At 70.1% G+C, this 16,611-nt stretch carries 19 protein-coding genes; 11 read left to right on the forward strand and 8 right to left on the reverse strand.

Annotation, left to right across the window (positions count from 1 at the left end; all coding sequences use genetic code 11):
• Window positions 1-57: 57 nt before the first annotated feature.
• From AMYBE_RS0138625 to AMYBE_RS0138645, 5 genes are read left to right on the forward strand one after another with little or no spacing between them, the layout of a single operon-like run.
• Window positions 58-612 carry an RNA polymerase sigma factor gene (locus AMYBE_RS0138625; RefSeq protein WP_020664761.1) on the forward strand — a complete coding sequence of 185 codons (555 nt, stop codon included), beginning with the start codon at window positions 58-60 and terminating at the stop codon, window positions 610-612.
• 38 nt (window positions 613-650) lie between these two features.
• Window positions 651-1,442 (forward strand): zf-HC2 domain-containing protein, encoded by a 792-nt coding sequence (locus AMYBE_RS0138630; RefSeq protein WP_020664762.1) that lies wholly within the window; start codon window positions 651-653, stop codon window positions 1,440-1,442.
• Window positions 1,443-1,463: 21 nt separating this feature from the next.
• Complete coding sequence (locus AMYBE_RS0138635) at window positions 1,464-2,267, forward strand: ABC transporter ATP-binding protein (protein WP_020664763.1); 804 nt, start codon at window positions 1,464-1,466, stop codon at window positions 2,265-2,267.
• Window positions 2,261-3,610, forward strand: coding sequence for a hypothetical protein (locus AMYBE_RS0138640; protein ID WP_020664764.1), 1,350 nt, complete (start codon window positions 2,261-2,263; stop codon window positions 3,608-3,610). The genes AMYBE_RS0138635 and AMYBE_RS0138640 overlap by 7 nt, the downstream gene beginning before the upstream one ends.
• Window positions 3,610-4,182, forward strand: a complete 573-nt coding sequence (locus AMYBE_RS0138645) for a hypothetical protein (protein WP_020664765.1) — start codon at window positions 3,610-3,612, stop codon at window positions 4,180-4,182. The genes AMYBE_RS0138640 and AMYBE_RS0138645 overlap by 1 nt, the downstream gene beginning before the upstream one ends.
• Window positions 4,183-4,372: 190 nt before the next feature.
• Here AMYBE_RS0138645 and AMYBE_RS0138650 read toward each other — a convergent pair whose 3' ends face one another.
• From AMYBE_RS0138650 to efeU, 4 genes are all read right to left on the reverse strand, one after another.
• The gene (locus tag AMYBE_RS0138650) at window positions 4,373-4,783 is read right to left on the reverse strand and encodes a PPOX class F420-dependent oxidoreductase (RefSeq protein WP_020664766.1); all 411 of its coding nucleotides are present in this window, start codon (window positions 4,781-4,783) and stop codon (window positions 4,373-4,375) included.
• A gap of 125 nt (window positions 4,784-4,908) precedes the next feature.
• Complete coding sequence (gene efeB / locus AMYBE_RS0138655) at window positions 4,909-6,183, reverse strand: iron uptake transporter deferrochelatase/peroxidase subunit (RefSeq protein ID WP_020664767.1); 1,275 nt, start codon at window positions 6,181-6,183, stop codon at window positions 4,909-4,911.
• Window positions 6,180-7,331 carry an iron uptake system protein EfeO gene (gene efeO / locus AMYBE_RS0138660; RefSeq protein ID WP_020664768.1) on the reverse strand — a complete coding sequence of 384 codons (1,152 nt, stop codon included), beginning with the start codon at window positions 7,329-7,331 and terminating at the stop codon, window positions 6,180-6,182. Before efeO ends, efeB begins: the two co-directional genes overlap by 4 nt.
• 2 nt (window positions 7,332-7,333) lie before the next feature.
• Entirely contained in the window at window positions 7,334-8,185 is an 852-nt protein-coding gene (efeU, locus tag AMYBE_RS0138665) for an iron uptake transporter permease EfeU (RefSeq protein WP_020664769.1), read from the reverse strand.
• 271 nt (window positions 8,186-8,456) lie between these two features.
• Here efeU and AMYBE_RS0138670 point away from each other — a divergent pair, with 271 nt between their 5' ends.
• The gene (locus AMYBE_RS0138670) at window positions 8,457-9,260 is read left to right on the forward strand and encodes a lysozyme family protein (RefSeq protein ID WP_020664770.1); all 804 of its coding nucleotides are present in this window, start codon (window positions 8,457-8,459) and stop codon (window positions 9,258-9,260) included.
• A gap of 281 nt (window positions 9,261-9,541) precedes the next feature.
• Here AMYBE_RS0138670 and AMYBE_RS0138675 read toward each other — a convergent pair whose 3' ends face one another.
• Window positions 9,542-9,730, reverse strand: a complete 189-nt coding sequence (locus tag AMYBE_RS0138675; protein ID WP_020664771.1) for a hypothetical protein — start codon at window positions 9,728-9,730, stop codon at window positions 9,542-9,544.
• Between the two features lie 206 nt (window positions 9,731-9,936).
• Window positions 9,937-10,341 carry a tetratricopeptide repeat protein gene (locus AMYBE_RS0138680; protein ID WP_020664772.1) on the reverse strand — a complete coding sequence of 135 codons (405 nt, stop codon included), beginning with the start codon at window positions 10,339-10,341 and terminating at the stop codon, window positions 9,937-9,939.
• Between the two features lie 70 nt (window positions 10,342-10,411).
• Between AMYBE_RS0138680 and AMYBE_RS0138685 the strand changes: the two genes are divergently transcribed.
• From AMYBE_RS0138685 to AMYBE_RS0138705, 5 genes are all read left to right on the forward strand, one after another.
• Complete coding sequence (locus AMYBE_RS0138685) at window positions 10,412-10,891, forward strand: VOC family protein (RefSeq protein ID WP_020664773.1); 480 nt, start codon at window positions 10,412-10,414, stop codon at window positions 10,889-10,891.
• A 104-nt stretch (window positions 10,892-10,995) separates the two neighbouring features.
• Complete coding sequence (gene eno, locus AMYBE_RS0138690) at window positions 10,996-12,282, forward strand: phosphopyruvate hydratase (RefSeq protein ID WP_020664774.1); 1,287 nt, start codon at window positions 10,996-10,998, stop codon at window positions 12,280-12,282.
• A gap of 193 nt (window positions 12,283-12,475) precedes the next feature.
• Window positions 12,476-12,847 (forward strand): FtsB family cell division protein, encoded by a 372-nt coding sequence (locus AMYBE_RS0138695; protein ID WP_020664775.1) that lies wholly within the window; start codon window positions 12,476-12,478, stop codon window positions 12,845-12,847.
• 348 nt (window positions 12,848-13,195) lie between these two features.
• Window positions 13,196-13,717 carry a DUF501 domain-containing protein gene (locus tag AMYBE_RS0138700; RefSeq protein ID WP_425386972.1) on the forward strand — a complete coding sequence of 174 codons (522 nt, stop codon included), beginning with the start codon at window positions 13,196-13,198 and terminating at the stop codon, window positions 13,715-13,717.
• Between the two features lie 303 nt (window positions 13,718-14,020).
• Window positions 14,021-14,914, forward strand: a complete 894-nt coding sequence (locus tag AMYBE_RS0138705; RefSeq protein WP_020664777.1) for a LysR family transcriptional regulator — start codon at window positions 14,021-14,023, stop codon at window positions 14,912-14,914.
• Window positions 14,915-15,098: 184 nt separating this feature from the next.
• On the opposite strand, the gene AMYBE_RS0138710 is transcribed toward AMYBE_RS0138705, so the two are convergent.
• Together AMYBE_RS0138710 and AMYBE_RS0138715 are read right to left on the reverse strand one after the other, a co-directional pair.
• Window positions 15,099-15,830 (reverse strand): SDR family oxidoreductase, encoded by a 732-nt coding sequence (locus tag AMYBE_RS0138710; RefSeq protein ID WP_020664778.1) that lies wholly within the window; start codon window positions 15,828-15,830, stop codon window positions 15,099-15,101.
• Window positions 15,827-16,591, reverse strand: a complete 765-nt coding sequence (locus AMYBE_RS0138715) for an oxidoreductase (RefSeq protein ID WP_020664779.1) — start codon at window positions 16,589-16,591, stop codon at window positions 15,827-15,829. The genes AMYBE_RS0138710 and AMYBE_RS0138715 overlap by 4 nt, the downstream gene beginning before the upstream one ends.
• Window positions 16,592-16,611 lie beyond the last annotated feature (20 nt).

The raw sequence follows: 16,611 nt of genomic DNA on the forward strand, positions 1-16,611 counted from the left end.
TGATCCAGATCACTTCAAAAGGAGAACCGGGAGCGCGGAGATGGCGTCTTGCCGGGTGTGAAGCACAAGCCAGCCAGAGAGCCGGACGAGGAGCGCCTCCTCCGGCGAGCCGCGCGCGGCGACCGCGCGGCGTTCGAAGAGCTGTACCGCCGCACGTCGCCGTGGCTCGCGGTTCGCCTGCGCCGCCGTTGCTCGGACGACCAGGTCGTCGCCGAGGTGATGCAGGAGACGTACCTCGCGGTATGGCGGGCCGCGGGTTCGTTCGCCGGCGGCGCCGCGGGCGGCTCTGCCGTGGGCTGGGTGTGGACGATCGCGGCGCGACGGCTGGTCGACGCGTTCCGCAGGCGGGCGCACCACGCGCAGCCGCCGGCGGCAATGCACGCGCCGGTGTCCGCGCCTGCTGCCGAGGAGGAGGCACTGGCCGCCACCTTCGGGGATTCGGTGGGTGACGCGTTGCGCACGCTCGCGCCCGAGCTGCGCCAGGTGCTGCAGGCGATGGTCCTCGACGGACTGTCAGTGCGGGAGACGGCGATCCTGCTGGGCCTGCCGGAGGGCACGGTGAAAACCCGGGCGCGGCGGGCCCGGATCGCGATGCGGGAGGCGCTGTCGTGAACCGGAACGAACGAGGAACGGCCGAGGGAGGTAACCCCATGCACCACGTATCCGAGCAGCTGCTCGCCGGTTACGTCGCGGGCGGGGCGCTGCCGGGCGACGAGGAATGGGCGGTGGAAGGGCATCTGGAGAAGTGCGGGCAGTGCCGGGCCCGGCTCTCCGGCGCGGCCGGTACCGGGGTGGCCGGTCTCGTCGCCGACGTGTGGTCGGGGCTGGAACCGCACCTCGCCGCACCTCCACAGCCGATGCCGAATCGGTCGGCGGCCTGGCTGCGCGGCTGGGCGACCCCGGTGATGGTGCCGTGGCTGCTGATGGTGATCGCGGTCGGAGTGCTGTCGGTCTTCCTCGACCACACGTACTACGAGAGCCGGCTGTCGTTCGTGCAGTTGTTCTCGCCGGTGCTGCCGGTGTTCGGGGTGGCCGCGTCCTGGGCCCGCGGGCTGGACCCGGCGTACGAGCTCACCGCGGCCACGCCGCGGGCCGGGCTGGAGCTGGTGCTGCGGCGGACCACCGCGGTGCTGGTGCCGGTGCTGGCGGTGTTGTTGCTGGCCGGCTGGCTGACCGGCGCGCGAATCGGGTTCGGACTGTTGCCGAGCCTCGCCTTCACCACCGGCACGCTCGCGCTCGGCACGTTCGTCGGCATCGCCTGGGCGGCGTCGATTCTGGTCGGGCTGTGGCTCGGGGCGCTGGTGGTGCCCACCGTGTCGTTCGGGAGCTCGGTACTGCTGGTGCCGGCGACCTGGCCGGGCTGGCTCGCCGCGATCGTCGTCTCGGCGGTGTTCGTCGTGCTCCGCCGGAACACCTTCACGCGGCTCGCCGCGCATCACTGACGGAAACGAGAGGGGACACCGATGCGGGCTGTGGAAGCCGCCGAGGTCGCTCCGGCGACCTACGCCTGGGAAATCCAGGCACAGGGACTGAAAGTGCGGGTCGGCCGCAAACGGATGGCGGTCGACGGGCTCGACCTCGCGCTCGGCACCGGGGTGCACGGGTTGCTGGGGCCGAACGGAGCGGGCAAGACCACGCTGATCCGCGCGCTGGCGACGGTACTGCGGCCGGCGGAGGGCACGCTGGCGCTGCTCGGCGAGCCGGTCGGAGGACGCCTGGACCAGCGCGGCCTGCGCCGCCGGATCGGCTACCTGCCGCAGACGTTCGGCTACTACAAGCGGTTCACGGTCCGCGAGTTCGTCGAGTACCTGGCGTGGCTCAAGGAGATGCCGAAGCGGGAGGTGCCGGGCGCGGTCCAGCGCGCGATCGAGCGGGTCGGCCTCGCCGATCGTGCCGACGACAAACTGAAGACGTTGTCGGGCGGCATGATCCGGCGGGCCGGGATCGCGCAGGCGATCGTCAACGACCCGGAGATCCTGCTGCTGGACGAGCCGACCGTCGGGCTCGACCCGGCGCAACGGCTGCGCTTTCGCGAACTGCTGCAGGAAATCGGCCGGGACGCGTGCGTCGTCGTGTCCACCCACCTGGTCGAGGACGTCGCCGCGGCCTGCACGGATGTCGTCGTGTTCTGCGCCGGGAAGCGGATCTTCCAAGGCACACCGGGCGAGCTGGTCGCCGCCGGCAGCGAGTCGGACATCGGCGACAGTCCCATCGAGCGCGGCTACTCGGCACTGCTCGGTCACGAGCAGGGAATGGGGGCGTGGTGAAGAACGTGTTCCGGACGGAGCTCCGGCGCACCATCGCCCTCTGGGTACCGGTTGTCATGCTGGCGGCGGGCTTGGGTCTGTTCTCGTCGTCGCAGGCACCGTGGAACCACGGTTCGGTGGCCTGGACGGCGACCTGGCTGAACAGCGTGCAGTGGTCGCGCTACCTGCTGGTGCTGCTGTGGCCGATCGTGGTCGGTGCCGCCGCGATCCAAGGCATGCGGGACGTGCGTGCTGGCGTCGGCGAACTCTTCGACTCCACGCCGCGCCCAGCGAGCCACCGAGCCCTGGCGCTGTCGGCCGCGGTCGGACTCGCGGCGGCGCTCGGCTACGTCGCGATCGTCGCCGTCGGCGCGGGGCAGGCAGTGGCCGCCGGTGGACTGTTCACCACCGCCTGGCTCACCCCGCTGCTGCTCGGCGTCCTCTCGGTGTTCGCCGGGGTGACCTTAGGCCTCGGACTCGGCCGTTTGCTCCCGTACCCGGTCACCGCGCCCGCGTTGTCGGCGCTGGCCTTGGTCGGCGGCGTTTTCCTGCAAGCAACCGGCGAACGGCCGACCGACCCGAACCAGTTGTCGTTGCTGGGAGTCGCCCAGCTCGAGGTGCGCAGTCCGTTCGCGATACCGGCTCCCGCCGTGCAACTGGGACAGCTGGTCTGGTTCCTCGGCCTCGCCGCAGCTGGCTTTCTGCTGCTTGCCGCCTCCGCGCGGGCGAAGGCCCTCGCGGTGGTCCCCGCGGCAGCCGGTCTGGCCATCGCTCTGCCGATCATTCCCGCGTCCGCGGCAGACAACTTCACCGCGGACGAAACGGCCAGCGCTCTGGTCTGCGACGGCCCAGTCTGTGTCACCCGGCTGCACGAGAACTGGCTGTCCACTGTGGCCGGTCCAGGCAAAGAGGCACTGCAAATACTGCAGAAACTCCCGCAGCACCCCAGCCGCGTCGAAGAATCGACCGCCACCTACCGCTACTCCAGCGTCAGCCCGCGGGATCCGGCCCGGCTGCTGATCCAGCAAGACGACGAACTCATCCAAGGCGTGACTGGCTCGGACCTCACCGCGGAACTGCTTCGCGGAGCTGGAACACCACGCTGTACCGGCATCTCGCTCAGCGGCGCGCCAAGCAACCGGGAAGACGCTGCCCGCTGGGTGATGGGGCGCTGGCTGCTGGGCTCGTACGCGCCGTTCGTCGCGTCACGACAGCCTGAGCTGGGCGTCCAGGCAGAGCAGGCATGGGCCAGTCTGGCCGCCGCGCCGGAAGCCGAGCAAACCGCCCGAGTCGGCGAAGCCCGCCGCTTGGAACTCGCCTGCACCGGCGACCCTCTGAAGGTCCTCACCGAGGGGACCAGCTGATGCGCTGGCTGATCCTGTATGCGCGTTCCCGGCACGTCGCCGTTTCGCTGCCCGCCGCAGTCCTCTGCGCCGCCGTCCTGCCCGCCTTGCTGCGCGACAACTGGTCCACTCACTATGCGACGCTCGCCCTCGCTGCCGCCATCGCCGTCGCCGCGGTAGGTCTCAGCGGCCAAGACATCGACCTGGACCGCACCGCGGGAGTGCCCTGGCCACCACGGCGGCTGGCGCATCTGCTCCTGATCGGCGTCGCCGCCGCCGGGATACTGCTTGCCGCACAAGGCGTCATCGACGTCGCGGCTCAGGCGACACCCGCCTGGACCCTCCGCAACACCGCCGGGCTGCTGGGCCTGACCGGTCTGGCCGCCACCCTCTTCGGCGGTCAGCTCGGCTGGACGCTGCCTCTGGCCTGGCCCATGGTGTCCCTGTTTGCCCCGGCTACCGAGCCACCAGCACTCGGGGCCGTCATCGCCTGGCTGACGACCCCCGCGGGCACCCCGACCGCTTGGTGGACCGCCGGAATCCTCTTCGCCGCCGGAACGGCGACGTATGCCGCGAGGGGAGCCCGCCGATGACGTGAAGCCGGGTCCGGCACAGCCCGGGCGACTGGCCTGGGCTGCCGGAGCCAGCGCACCGCTCTCGCACGTAGCGGGGCGAGCCGCTCAACCAGCTCGCGTGCTGCGGGCGAGCCGCTCAACCTGACCAGCCGGCACGCCGAACGTGCGAGGAGGTCCGCCCTTCCCCCAGGAAAAGGCGGAACGACCCTCACACATCCCGGTTGTTCGCCTTCAACTCCAACGGGTCATGGTCGGGATCGTCGACCCCGAAACTGATGATCCGCTGCGGAAAGATCCGGATCACCGCCCCGTCCAGGTGGCCGTCCGGCTCGAAAGCGTCTGGCACCGCCTCCGCCCGGCCACGGATCTCCAGGCAGCGCACCCGGATCGGGTCCACCGACGGTACGTCGTCGATCACGATCGACGCCCTTCCGTTGGCTGCCACGTTCCGGTACTTCCGGCTGCGTGCCAGTCCGGCCCCGCTCACGTCGATCGCCTGCTTCTCCGCGTTCCAGGCGAATGCGGCCGGGCTGACCTGCAGCGTTCCGTTCGGGTGCTGCGTGGCCACACGGCCCAGCATCTGGGCTTCCAGGTAATTCAGCTCTGCTTCGGTGAACATGCCCCTACGGTGCAAGTTCAAGTGAACTTGAAGTCAACCCTGCGCGCGGGAGCACTTCCGCGCGAACCGGCCGGATCTTGGCAACCGGTCGCACCGGCCGGTGCCGCGAGCGACGTTTGCGCCGGTCAGGAGAAGAGGCCGTCGCCCCAGTTCGAGGTCGGCGTGAGGCCCGGCGGGATCGCGAAGTGTGCGGATCCGGTGTGCTGCAGGTACTCCATCATCGCGTCCTTCGCGGACAGGACCTGCTGCATCGGGATGTACTGCTTGCGCGTGTCCCGGTTGAAGGCCAGGAAGAACAGCCCGGCCTCGAGGTGGCCGACGCCGTCCGAACCGTCGACGAAGTTGTACCCGCGGCGCAGGATCTGCACCCCGTTGCGCGTCTGGTGCGAGGCCAGCCGGACGTGCGCGTCGGCCGGGATCAGCGGCTCGCCCCCGGCACCGCCCACCTGCAGGTCGACCTGGTCGAACTCGCCGGTCTGTCCGAGCGGCGCGCCGGTTCCCTTGGTGCGCCCGACAATCTTCTCCTGGCCGGCGAGTGTCTCTCGATCCCAGGTTTCGACGTGCATCCGGATCCGGCGGGCGACCAGGTACGTGCCGCCGGCCATCCACGCCTGGCCGTCGCCGGCCTGCGCCCATACCTGGTCGCGGAGCACGTCGGTGTCCTCGGCCTTGATGTTGTTCGTGCCGTCCTTGAACCCGAACAGGTTGCGCGGCGTCTGCTGCGTCCGCGAGGTGGATGAGCTGCGCCCGAACCCGAGCTGCGACCAGCGCACCTCGGTGACGCCGAAGCCGAGCCGGACCAGGTTGCGCACCGCGTGCACGGCTACCTGCGGATCGTTCGCGCAGGCTTGGATGCACAGGTCGCCGCCGCTGCGGGCCGGGTCGAGCTTGTCTTTGGGGAACAACGGCAGGTCCACCAGTTGCGGCGGGCGTTTCGCGGCCAGTCCGAACCGGTCGTCGAACAGCGACGGGCCGAAGCCGATGGTCAATGTCAGATCGGAGGCGGGCAGGTCGAGCGCCTCGCCGGTGTCGTCCGGCGGGGCCTGCGCCGAGCCGCCGAGCGCGCCGTTCGGTCCGACGTCCTGGCCCGCGGTCATCCGACGGGCCGCGTCGGTCCAGGTGCGCAGGAGCTTCCGCAGCTTCTCGACGTCCTTGGTGGTCACATCAAGCGCAGCGAAGTGCAGATTCGGCTGCGCCGGGGTGACGATGCCTGCCTGGTGCTCGCCGTGAAAGTCGACCTGGGACTCCGCGGCCGCGGCGGGAGCGTCGCCGCCGAGCCGGTCGATGCCAATTCCGGCCGCCGCGCCCGCACCGGCCAGCGCGACGCCCGCACCGGCCAGTCCGAACAGCTTCCGGCGAGAGACCTTGGCACCCTCTTCGGTGCCCGCCTGAGAGGTCACTTGGCGACGACTTCCGCGACCTTGCTCAGCGGCTCGCTGAGCGCGTCGACCGCCGAAGCGAACGCCTTGATCTCGTCCTGCGACAGCTGGTTGTAGTACTTGAAGCCGTCGCCGACGCGGGTCTTGTCCAGCAGCGCCTGCACCGTCGCGAACTCCTTGTCCAAAGTGGACACCAGGGTTGCGTCGCGCTCCTGCAGAATCGGCCGCAGGGCGGCGATCGCGCCCTTCGAGCCGTCCAGGTTGGACTGGAAGTCCCACAGATCGGTGTGCGAGAAGGTCTCCTCCTCCCCTGTGATCTTGCCGGTGGCGACCTCGTCGAGCAGGCCCTTCGCGCCGTTGGCGAGGTCGAGCACGCTCAGCTGCATCGTCTTGGCCTTGGCGACCAGCGCCTTCACGTCGGCGAGCAGCTTGTCCGCGATCTGCGGGCTGTCCGGCTTCAGGCCGGTGCTCCACAGATCCTTCTCCAGCCGATGGAACCCGGTGAACTGCTGACCCGGCACAAGGTCGGCCTCGCGCGCGTCGATCAGCGGGTCGAGGTCGCCGAACTTCTCCGCGACCGGCTCGATCCGCTCGTAGAACACGCGGGTGCGGGCGTACTCGGCCTTGGCCTCGTCGACCTTGCCTGCCTTGACCGCGGCGACGAACTTCGCTGTTTCCGCCTCCAGTGCGGAGCTGTTGTTCGCGACGTAGGTGGCATAGCTCTTGGCCGCCGCCGCCTTCTGCGCGCTGACGTCGTTCTGCGCCGCAGCGCCGCCGGTCACCGTGAAGTCGCCTCGGATCCCGTTGCCGGCCATGCCCGGCTTGCACGCGGTCTGGTACTTGCCCGCCGTGGGCACTTCGACGATGAGCCGCCGGTTCAGGCCGGGCGCGATGTTCTCGACCTCGCCCATGATCCGGTCGCCCTCGGCGTAGAGGTAGAACTCGGTGACCTTGCTGCCCTTGTTGACGATCTCGAAGGTCAGGTTGCCCGCGGCCGCGGTCGTCGCCGAGACGGTGCAGGCGGTGTCGGAGGCTTCGACCTTGATCGGCCCGCCCGAGGTCGCGCCGTCGGTGCCGGATGCGGAGTTCGTGCCGTCGCACGCGGTCAGCGCGACGAGGGCGCCGACCCCGGCGAGCACAGCCAGCGGGGTTTTGCGGAACTGGGGCACGGTCACTCCTTGACGGCGGCCGGCACGGCCGGGGCCGCCTCGGTCTTGTTCTTGCGGGCAGGCTTGAGAAACAGCGGCAGCACGATCGCCACGTAGCCGACCCACGCGATCGCCTGCAGCACGGTGGTCTGCTGCGAGTAGTTGAAGATTCCCTTGAGCAGCGCGCCGTACCAGGAGGTTTCCGGCAGCGTGCTCGACGCGTCGAAGGCGAGTGTCGCGATGCCCGGCAGGAATCCGGCTTCCTGCAAGTCGTGCAGGCCGTAGCCGAGCACACCGGCGGCGACGAACACCAGGAGCACCCCGGTGATCGTGAAGAACTTCGCGAGGTTGAACCGCACCGCGCCGCGGTAGAGCAGATAGGCGAGCGCGACCGCGGCGGCGATCCCGATGACGAACCCGATCAACGGCTGCAGGGTGTCCGACTGCGCGGTCTGCACGGCCGAGTAGAAGAAGACGGCCGTTTCGAGCCCTTCCCGCCCGACGGCGAGGAACGACAGCAGCAGCACCGCGGCCGGACCGACCTTGAGCGCGTCCTCCATCTTGCCGCGCAGTTCGGCGGCGATGTGCCGGGAAGCCTTGCGCATCCAGAAGATCATCGCGGTGACGAACCCGACCGCGACGATGGAAAGCGTCCCACCGAGCAGTTCCTGATGCTCGAAACTCAGCTGAGCGGTGCTGTAGGTGAGGATCGCGCCGACCCCGATCGACAGCAGCACGGCCGCGCCGACACCCGGCCACACGAACTTGAGCGCGCTCCGCCGGTCGGTCTTGATGAGGAAGGCGACCAAGATGCTCACCACGAGAGCGGCTTCGAGGCCCTCGCGCAGCCCGATGAGCGCGCTCGAAAACACCACTGTTTCAGCCCTCCTTCGACTAACCTGACTCCGATGTTTTTAGGTAAGGCTTGCCTGTAAGTCCAGAGGGGAAGCCTTCGGACGTGCGACCTAAAGCGGGCAAAACGGGTATCGAGGCTGAGTTAGGTTAGGGTAACCGCAGGTCAGCGCGCTGCCGGCGGCTTGGATAACGAATTGTGTGAGCTGGGTTGCTTAGTGGTCCAGTTAACCTTCCGCTTACCGTTCGCCCAACCTGGCGTCCCCCGGCCGGGTTCATCAGTAACCTGTCCGGGTGGCCGATACCACTCAGCCGACCAGCGACCCGTACCGCGAGGACCCGCCGCGCCGTTTCGTGGGCCGGATCGCGATGTCGCTGGGCTTGGTGCTCACCGGCGTCGTGCTGGTGGTGACGATCGGCATCCGCAACCCGAACCCGCCTGCCGAGCCCGCCGTGACGGCCGCCGCGGCACCGGTGCCGGTCAAACCGGAGCAGCGCCCGCAGCCCGGTGCGGAAGCGCCGCGGGTGGGACTGGCCGCACCGCCGGACCGTCCGCTCGTGTCGGACCAGGCGGAGCTGGACGCGTGGGCGACCCGGGTCGCCGGCAAAACCCACTTGGACGCGCGGGTTCTCGCCGCATACGGCCGGGCGGAGATGTGGATGCAGCGGCAGAAACCGTCGTGCCATCTGTCGTGGGCGACGCTCGCCGCGATCGGCAACCAGGCGTTCGGAACGGCGACCCCTGGCGCGGACGGGACGTTGCCGGTGAAGCCGGGCCGGGCGGAGGTCCCGGACACCGACAAGGGCAAGTACGACGGCGACCGCACGGCCGACCATCGGATCGGGCCGCTGCAGATGCTGCCGTCGGCCTGGCACAAGCACGCGCAGCGGGCGAACGGCGACGGGAAACCAGCCGATCAGTCGAACCTGGACGACGCGGCGTTCACCGCGGCGCGGTACCTGTGCGCGAACGGCGACGACCTGGGCACGCCGGCCGGTTGGTGGGCGGCGATGACGTCGTACAACCCGGCCGTGAATTACGTCCAGGACATTTTCACCGCAGCGGATTCCTATGCGGCGGCGAGCGTCGCACCGTGAAATGCGCTGGCTGAGCAGGATTTGAGTGCGGTGCTGCGGCGGGAGGCTGGTTGCCGTGGATCCGGCAGGAGTCAGCAGCGGATAGCGCCGGAGCGCCGGTCAGGGCCGGGCCCGGCTCCGCCTGGGCTGGCTTGGTGACCGGATTGGAGCGGCCGGGCGGCGTTGTTCGGGCCCGGCTTGGTGGCCGATCGGAGTGGCCGAGCGGTGTTGTTCTGGCTGGGCTCAGTGGCCCGGCTTAGTGGCCGAGCGGTGGTGTTCGGGCTCGTCTGGTGGCCGGAAAGTCAGTGGGTCGGCAGCGCGGTCCCGACGCGGACCGACGGCTTCGGCAGTGCCTCCGCGGCCGCGCGCACTGGCTGCTTGCGCGCCTGGGCGGGGTAGCGCTCGTTGAGTTCCACCAGGGTCGGCGCCAGGGCCATCAGCACCAGGACGACCAGCCCGGCGATGGCTCCGATCACGGTCAGTGCGGTCATGTCGGCCTCCTCGAATCGCTCTCTGTGATGACACCAAGGATCGCGCTTCGGCCGGTCTGCCCGGATCGGCCGACCGGCCGAGCGGGGCCGCCGGATGGCCAAGCTTCCTCGCTGCCCTGTACTTCTCAGAAGACGCGCCGGGGCCGCCTTGGATCCGCCGGTTGCCCGTCCGGTCGCCCGGCGGTGCCCGTTCGGGAGGCGCGGATTCAGCGGTCGCTCAACGCGATCCGGGCGCGGACCTCGCTGATCGCTTCGAGGTATTCCGGGACCGGGTTCATCGCCGAGGCCATTCGCAGCTGGGCGAGGGCCTCGGCCAAACGGCCGAGGCGCTGGAGAGTGCGGCCCAGCACGAACCGTGCGTAATGATCGGTGGGGTCGAGCTCCAGCACTCGGGTGAACGCCCGCTCGGCCCGCCGCAACTGTGCGGAGTGGAAGTACGCGCGTCCCGCCAGCAGTTGCACGCTCGGCTTGTCCGGCTCGTCGGCGAGCAGCGGTTCGAGCTCCTTGAGCGCGTCCAGCGGACGCCGTCGCGCTACCAGCTTTTCTGCGTTGCGGAACCTGCGGAAGCGCGATTCGCCGTCGGATTCTGGGGCTTCTGCGGCATCCGTCATGGTCGCTCCACGATACCGGCGCGGAGGGCGTTGCACGAGCGGCAGAAGCGTCGTGGTGGACTGTTCTGCCATGAGCAGCGATCAGGAACCCGGTTACGTGGGACTGGCGCCGTACCTCTACTACAGCGATGCGACCGCCGCGCTCGCGTGGCTGACCAGGGTGTTCGGCTTCACCGAAGAAGTCCGTTTCGAGGACGCCTCCAATGAGGTCTTCCAGGCGACGGTCCGCGCAGGCGACGCGAGGCTCCAGCTGGCCGGCGTCGGCCCGGAGTATTGGGAGGCCAAGGGAGTCGAGGGGCCGGTCGGGCAGCTCAACGTGGTGTACGTGACGGACGTCGACGCGCAGTACGAGCGGGTCTGCGCCGCGATCCCCGAGGACGACGCGCCCGAGCCGCCGCAGGACCAGCCCTACGGCGCGCGGATCTTCACGGTGGCCGACCCCGGCGGGAACAGCTGGACCTTCTGGCAGCAGGTGACCGATCAGGTCGAGCTGCCGTCCGGGTGGCGGGAAGTGCGGCACGGCGAGCCGGCCGCCGACGGGCAGGACTGAGCCGGAGAACACCCGGCGGCGCGGCCTGGCCTCCAACGGGTGAACGAGCCGGGCGGCTACTCTGGGCGGCGTCACCGCAGGCACGACCCACCAAGGAGCAGAGCGTGGCTCTCATCGAGCAGGTAGGCGCGCGCGAGATTCTCGATTCGCGCGGGAACCCGACCGTCGAGGTGGAGGTGGCGCTCGACGACGGCACGCTGGCCCGTGCGGCCGTGCCGTCCGGTGCGTCCACCGGCGAGCACGAGGCAGTCGAGCTGCGCGACGGCGACACCGGCCGTTACAACGGCAAGGGCGTCGAGCGCGCGGTCGCTGCGGTGCTGGACGAGATCGGCCCGGACCTGGTCGGCACCGACGCGGTGGACCAGCGGATCGTCGACCAGAAGCTGGTCGACCTCGACGGCACCCCCGCGAAGTCCCGGCTCGGCGCGAACGCCATCCTCGGCGTCTCGCTCGCCGTCGCGAAGGCCGCCGCGGAATCGGCTGAGCTGGAGCTGTTCCGCTACCTCGGCGGGCCGAACGCGCACGTGCTGCCGGTCCCGATGCTGAACATCCTCAACGGCGGCGCGCACGCCGACACCGACGTGGACATCCAGGAATTCATGATCGCGCCGATCGGCGCGGAGTCGTTCCGCGAAGCGCTGCGGTGGGGCACCGAGGTGTACCACTCGCTGAAGTCGGTGCTGAAGGGCCGCGGCCTTTCCACCGGTCTCGGCGACGAGGGCGGCTTCGCGCCGAGCCTCGGCAACAACCGCGAGGCGCTCGACCTGATCCTGGCCGCCATCGAGAAGGCCGGCTACACGCCGGGCCGCGACGTGGCGCTGGCGTTGGACGTCGCCGCCACCGAATTCTTCTCCGACGGCGCGTACACCTTCGAAGGTTCGAAGCGCAGCGCGGAGCAGATGTCCGCTTACTACGGCGAACTGCTGCGCGACTACCCGCTGGTCTCCATCGAGGACCCGCTGAGCGAGGACGACTGGGACGGCTGGGTCCAGCTGACCGCCGAGGTCGGCGACAAGGTCCAGCTCGTTGGTGACGACCTGTTCGTCACCAACCCGGACCGGCTCGAGGAAGGCATCACCCGCCGCGCGGCGAACGCGCTGCTGGTGAAGGTCAACCAGATCGGCACCCTGTCCGAGACGCTGGACGCGGTTTCGCTGGCCACCTCCTACGGTTACAAGTCGATGATGAGCCACCGGTCCGGCGAGACCGAGGACACCTTCATCGCGGACCTGGCGGTCGCCACCGGCGTCGGCCAGATCAAGACCGGCGCTCCGGCGCGCGGCGAGCGGATCGCGAAGTACAACCAGCTCCTGCGCATCGAGGAAACCCTCGCGGACGCCGCGCGCTACGCCGGCGACCTCGCCTTCCCGCGGTTCAGCGCGGAGGTCTGACAGGCGCATGGCCGACCGGGGGAGAGCACGGAGCCGTCGCGGCGGCCGGGCTGACGGGAGCGGGTCCAGCAGGGCCCGCCGTCCCGCGTCGGCCCGCCGCCGCACCGGCACGGCTTCGTCGGAGACCACCAGAGCCCGGCTGCGCCGGGGCCTGGCGGCGAAGCGTGCCTCCGGCGCGGCCAAGGTGCTCGGCATGTCGACCACCCGGCGGGCCGCCGTGGTGGCGATCGTCGTGTGTGCGCTGGCGTTCACGGTCGCCGTCCCGTTGCGCACCTATCTCTCCCAGCGGTCCGAGGTCCGGGACCAGGAAGCGCAGCAGTCCCAGCTGCAGCGCGAGGTCGCTCAGCTGCGCGACCGCAAAGCCCAGCTGAGCGACCCGGCCCAGATCGAGGCCGAGGCCCGCCGCCGGCTCCGCTACGTGAAGCCCGGAGAAGTGCCGTGGATGGTCCAGCTGCCGGACGACCAGTCCGGAACACCTGCGGCCGCGCAGCCCGGCACGGCTGGACAGCCCGCTCCGCAGGCGCCTTGGTACCAGAGCTTGTGGGCCCAGGTTTCCGGCGGTTGATGCCGAGACGGACCTCTCTGATCGCGCTTTCCGGACGTTTTCCGGGGTTCTTGCGCGGTGCCGAACGAGGGCGAGATGTGCCTTCGCGTCGCTGATGCGTCGTGGCGTGGTGAAGGCTCCCGGTCTGCATGGTTGCTCCTCGGCGGGTTTGTTCGTGGTGGTGTGAACCAGCGCGGAGTCGACCGGCTCGTGGAGCCGGGTTCGGGTCTTGCGGTCGCGATCGACGTTAAGCGCGGCGGACGGACCCAGGCGCGGGCAGCGGCGAGTTGTCCACAGGGGGCGCGAGTTGTGGACAACTCCGCGGTCTCAGCGGAGGTCACGAGGGGGCGGGCGGACCGCGGCATTAGCCTGGACCGCGTGAACAGCAGTACGGAGACACCCCGATTCGAGCCCGTCACCGATGCCGACCGCGAGGTCATCAGGCAGCAGCTGGGACGGCCGCCGCGGGCGTTGCGGGCAGTGGCCGCACGGTGCCCGAGCGGGCATCCCTCAGTGGTCCAGACCAGTCCACGACTGGAGAACGGCACCCCGTTCCCCACCTTGTACTACTTGACCTGCCCGCGGCTGACGTCGATGGTGGGCACGCTCGAGGCGTCCGGCGTGATGAAGGAGATGACCGAACGCCTCACCACCGACCCCGAACTCGCGGCGAGGTACCAGCGCACGCACGAGACTTACCTCGCCGAGCGCGACGCCATCGAGTCGCTCGGCACCCAGGTCACGGCAGGCGGCATGCCGGGGCGGGTGAAGTGCCTGCACGTCCACCTCGCGCACACGCTCGCGGCCGGTCCAGGCGTGAACCCGTTCGGGGACGAGACGCTGGCCTGGGTTCGGGAGCAGGGCTGGCCGACTGGGGAGTGCGCGAAGTAGCTCACCGCTTCGAGGTCGGTCGCGTCGGCCGAGTCGGCCACGTCTGTCACCTCGACCAGGCTGGCCACGTCGGCCGAGCCGACTTGGCCGACCAGGTCGGGCGGACCTCGCGTGACGGGCCGGGCGCGGGGCGGGTCGCGGGTTCGGCGGGAGATCGCTCTGCTGGACGTCGCGAATGCTGCCGGTCCGGCGGGGGCCCGAGCACGAGGACCATCTTGCCAGGACGCCGGGCTGGAGTCTCGGCAGCGGTGCACGCTCTTCCGGTAGCTTTGCTTACATAATTACAAACCTCCGGGAGAGCCGATGAGTCTTCGTCAGTTCGAGTACGTCCTGGCCGTAGCTGAGGCTGGGTCGGTGACCGCGGCGGCGGAGGCGTTGCACGTCGCGCAGCCGTCGGTTTCGCAGCAGATCCGCGGGCTGGAGCGCGAACTCGGCGTGCAGCTTTTCTCCCGCACGCCGAGCGGACTGGTGCCGACCGTGGTCGGTCGGGCGTTCCTCCGGGACGCCGAGGTCGCCGTGCGGGCGGCGCGGCGCGCTCGCGCGACCGCACGCGCGGGGGCGGACGAGCTGGTCGGCGAATTGCTGATCGCTGCGCAGATGGGGCTCGGCACGCGGCAGCTGCCGGGCGCGCTGGGGGCGTTGCGGAAGAAGTTTCCCCGGTTGGAAGTGACGGTCTTCGAGGAGCCGAACCCGGCCGAGCTGGAGCAGTTGGCGCGTCGTGGGGTACTGGACTTCGCGTTGATCGCGTCGCCCTGCGAGGAGGGGCTTTACGAGGGGCACCACCTCGGCGACGAGGAGTTCGTCGTGGTGCTCGGGGCCGGGCACCGGCTGCTCGCGGCGGATCGGGTCGAGTTGCGCGAGCTGGAACGGGAACAGTGGATCCGGTTCGACCACGACAGCGCACTCGACGCGATGCTGACCGACCTGCTCCGCGAGAACGGGCTCTCCCCGACGACGGTCGCACGCGTCTCGCAGGCAGCGACGGCGGTGCGGTGGGCGGCGGCCGGGCTGGGCGTGACGCTCGTTCCCGCTTCGGCGGTGTCGGAGGGCTGCGAACATCTGGTGCGGCCGGTGTTTCCGCTGGTGTCCCAGCCGGTCGTCGCGGCGGTCCGGCCCGGGGCTGGACCGGCGGAGATGGCGTTGCTGGAGCTGCTCCGGCAGGAGACCTGGTATCGGTCGGTGCTGCCGGCGGCGTGAGGCGGGGCCAGGGGAGCGGCGAATCGCGTGGCCGCGCGCCGCAACGGAGCCGGGGTGGGGTGGTCCGGTGGCACATCCGGGAACACGGCGACTCTGCCGTCCACCCCAGCCAACCCGTCGCTCCGGCTCGGCCACCGTCCACCCCGGCCCGCCGCTCCGGCTGGACCGCCAGCCACCCCAACCCTCACAGCTGCGTGACGCCTCCGTCCACGACCAGCTCGATCCCGGTCGCGTAAGTCCCCTCGAACGCCAGGAACGCCACCGCCCGTGCGATTTCCTCCGGCGTTCCCAGCCTGCCCATCGGGTTCTCCGCAGCGCGGTCTGCCTTGAACTGGGCCGCGGCGTCCGCCGGCATCCCGGCTGCCAGGATCTCCGTGTCGATCGGGCCGGGGCTGATCGCGTTGACGCGAACCCCGCGCGGCAGGAGTTCCGCGGAGAGCGTCCGGGCCATCGAACGCAACGCGGCCTTGCCCGCGGCATAAGCGCTGATCGCGGGCATGCCCATGACGTTCGCCGTCGAGGTGGTCAGCACGACCCCGGCTCCCGGACGCAGCCGCGGGGCCAGCTTCTGCACCGTGAAGTACGCGCCCTTTACGTTGACGGCGAACAGGTCGTCGTACAGCTCTTCGGTCATCGACTCGAGCGGTGCCGTGTGCACGATCCCGGCGTTGACGAACAATGCGTCGATCGGGTCCGTTACCGCGGCGGCCAGTGCGTCCAGATCCGCCAATGACGCCACGTCTCCCCGGATCGCGGCGGCCCGCGGCCCCAACCGGGCCAGTGCGGAATCCAATCGGGCTTGCGAACGGCCGGTGATCACCACTCGCGCGCCGCGTTCGACAAATAATTGCGCGGTGGCGAAACCCATTCCGGTGCTGCCGCCGGTAATGACCGCGTTCTTTCCCGTCAGGTTCATCGGGTGAATTCGCCGCCGTCTACGACCAGCGTGCTTCCGGTCAGCCAGCTTGCTTGATCGGACAGCAGAAACAGCACTGCGTTGGCGATGTCGTCCGGCTCGCCGTCGCGGCCCAGCGGGACGTTGGGGACGTCGCCGCCGACCGCGGGGGCCAGCGCGGTCCACTGGTCGCGGGTCGCGACGCCGCCGGGGGTGGTCGTGCGGCCCGGGGACACGGCGTTGACGCGGATGCCCGCTGGAGCCAGTTCGGCGGCCAGGCCCTTGCTGTATGCCTCCAGGGCGGTCTTCGCCGCGACGTAGTGCAGGAACGGCGGGACTGGCGGGCGGAGCGCCGCCGAGGAAATGTGCACGATCGCGCCCGAGCCGCGGTCGCGCATGGCGGGCGCGAGCAGGGCGTCCAGCCGGACCGCGGCCAGCAAGTTCAGGTCCAGGGCGTCGCGCCATTCGTCGTCCGGAATGGCCAGCGCGCCGGAGTGCGGGCGGGCCCCGCCAGCGTTGTGGACCAGAAGGTCTACCCCGCCGAGAATGCGCTGTGCGTCGGCGGCCAGCGCCTCGGTGCCGGTGCGGACGTCGGCCTGGACGAAAGCCGCGCCATCGGGTGCCTTGGCGTCGGCGGAGCGGGCGGTGGTGAGCACCGAAGCTCCGGCGTCCAGCAATTGACGGACGATTGCCGCCCCGATTCCTCGGGAGCCGCCGGTGACCAACGCCCTTTTTCCGGCGAATTCGGCGAGGTTGGAAGTCGTGGGATTGATTGTGGCCATGCCACTGATTCCTTTCCGGG

Source organism: Amycolatopsis benzoatilytica AK 16/65 (assembly GCF_000383915.1).
GTDB lineage: Bacteria > Actinomycetota > Actinomycetes > Mycobacteriales > Pseudonocardiaceae > Amycolatopsis > Amycolatopsis benzoatilytica.

What these genes read in the sequence shown, in the direction of transcription:
- AMYBE_RS0138695 (WP_020664775.1), top strand. Translation starts at nt 12,476, where the DNA reads ATGTCGACCACCCGGCGGGCCGCCGTGGTGGCGATCGTCGTGTGTGCG.
- AMYBE_RS0138710 (WP_020664778.1), bottom strand. Translation starts at nt 15,830, where the DNA reads ATGAACCTGACGGGAAAGAACGCGGTCATTACCGGCGGCAGCACCGGA.
- AMYBE_RS0138645 (WP_020664765.1), top strand. Translation starts at nt 3,610, where the DNA reads ATGCGCTGGCTGATCCTGTATGCGCGTTCCCGGCACGTCGCCGTTTCG.
- AMYBE_RS0138650 (WP_020664766.1), bottom strand. Translation starts at nt 4,783, where the DNA reads ATGTTCACCGAAGCAGAGCTGAATTACCTGGAAGCCCAGATGCTGGGC.
- AMYBE_RS0138705 (WP_020664777.1), top strand. Translation starts at nt 14,021, where the DNA reads ATGAGTCTTCGTCAGTTCGAGTACGTCCTGGCCGTAGCTGAGGCTGGG.
- AMYBE_RS0138680 (WP_020664772.1), bottom strand. Translation starts at nt 10,341, where the DNA reads ATGACGGATGCCGCAGAAGCCCCAGAATCCGACGGCGAATCGCGCTTC.
- AMYBE_RS0138630 (WP_020664762.1), top strand. Translation starts at nt 651, where the DNA reads ATGCACCACGTATCCGAGCAGCTGCTCGCCGGTTACGTCGCGGGCGGG.
- AMYBE_RS0138715 (WP_020664779.1), bottom strand. Translation starts at nt 16,591, where the DNA reads ATGGCCACAATCAATCCCACGACTTCCAACCTCGCCGAATTCGCCGGA.
- AMYBE_RS0138675 (WP_020664771.1), bottom strand. Translation starts at nt 9,730, where the DNA reads ATGACCGCACTGACCGTGATCGGAGCCATCGCCGGGCTGGTCGTCCTG.
- AMYBE_RS0138635 (WP_020664763.1), top strand. Translation starts at nt 1,464, where the DNA reads ATGCGGGCTGTGGAAGCCGCCGAGGTCGCTCCGGCGACCTACGCCTGG.
- AMYBE_RS0138685 (WP_020664773.1), top strand. Translation starts at nt 10,412, where the DNA reads ATGAGCAGCGATCAGGAACCCGGTTACGTGGGACTGGCGCCGTACCTC.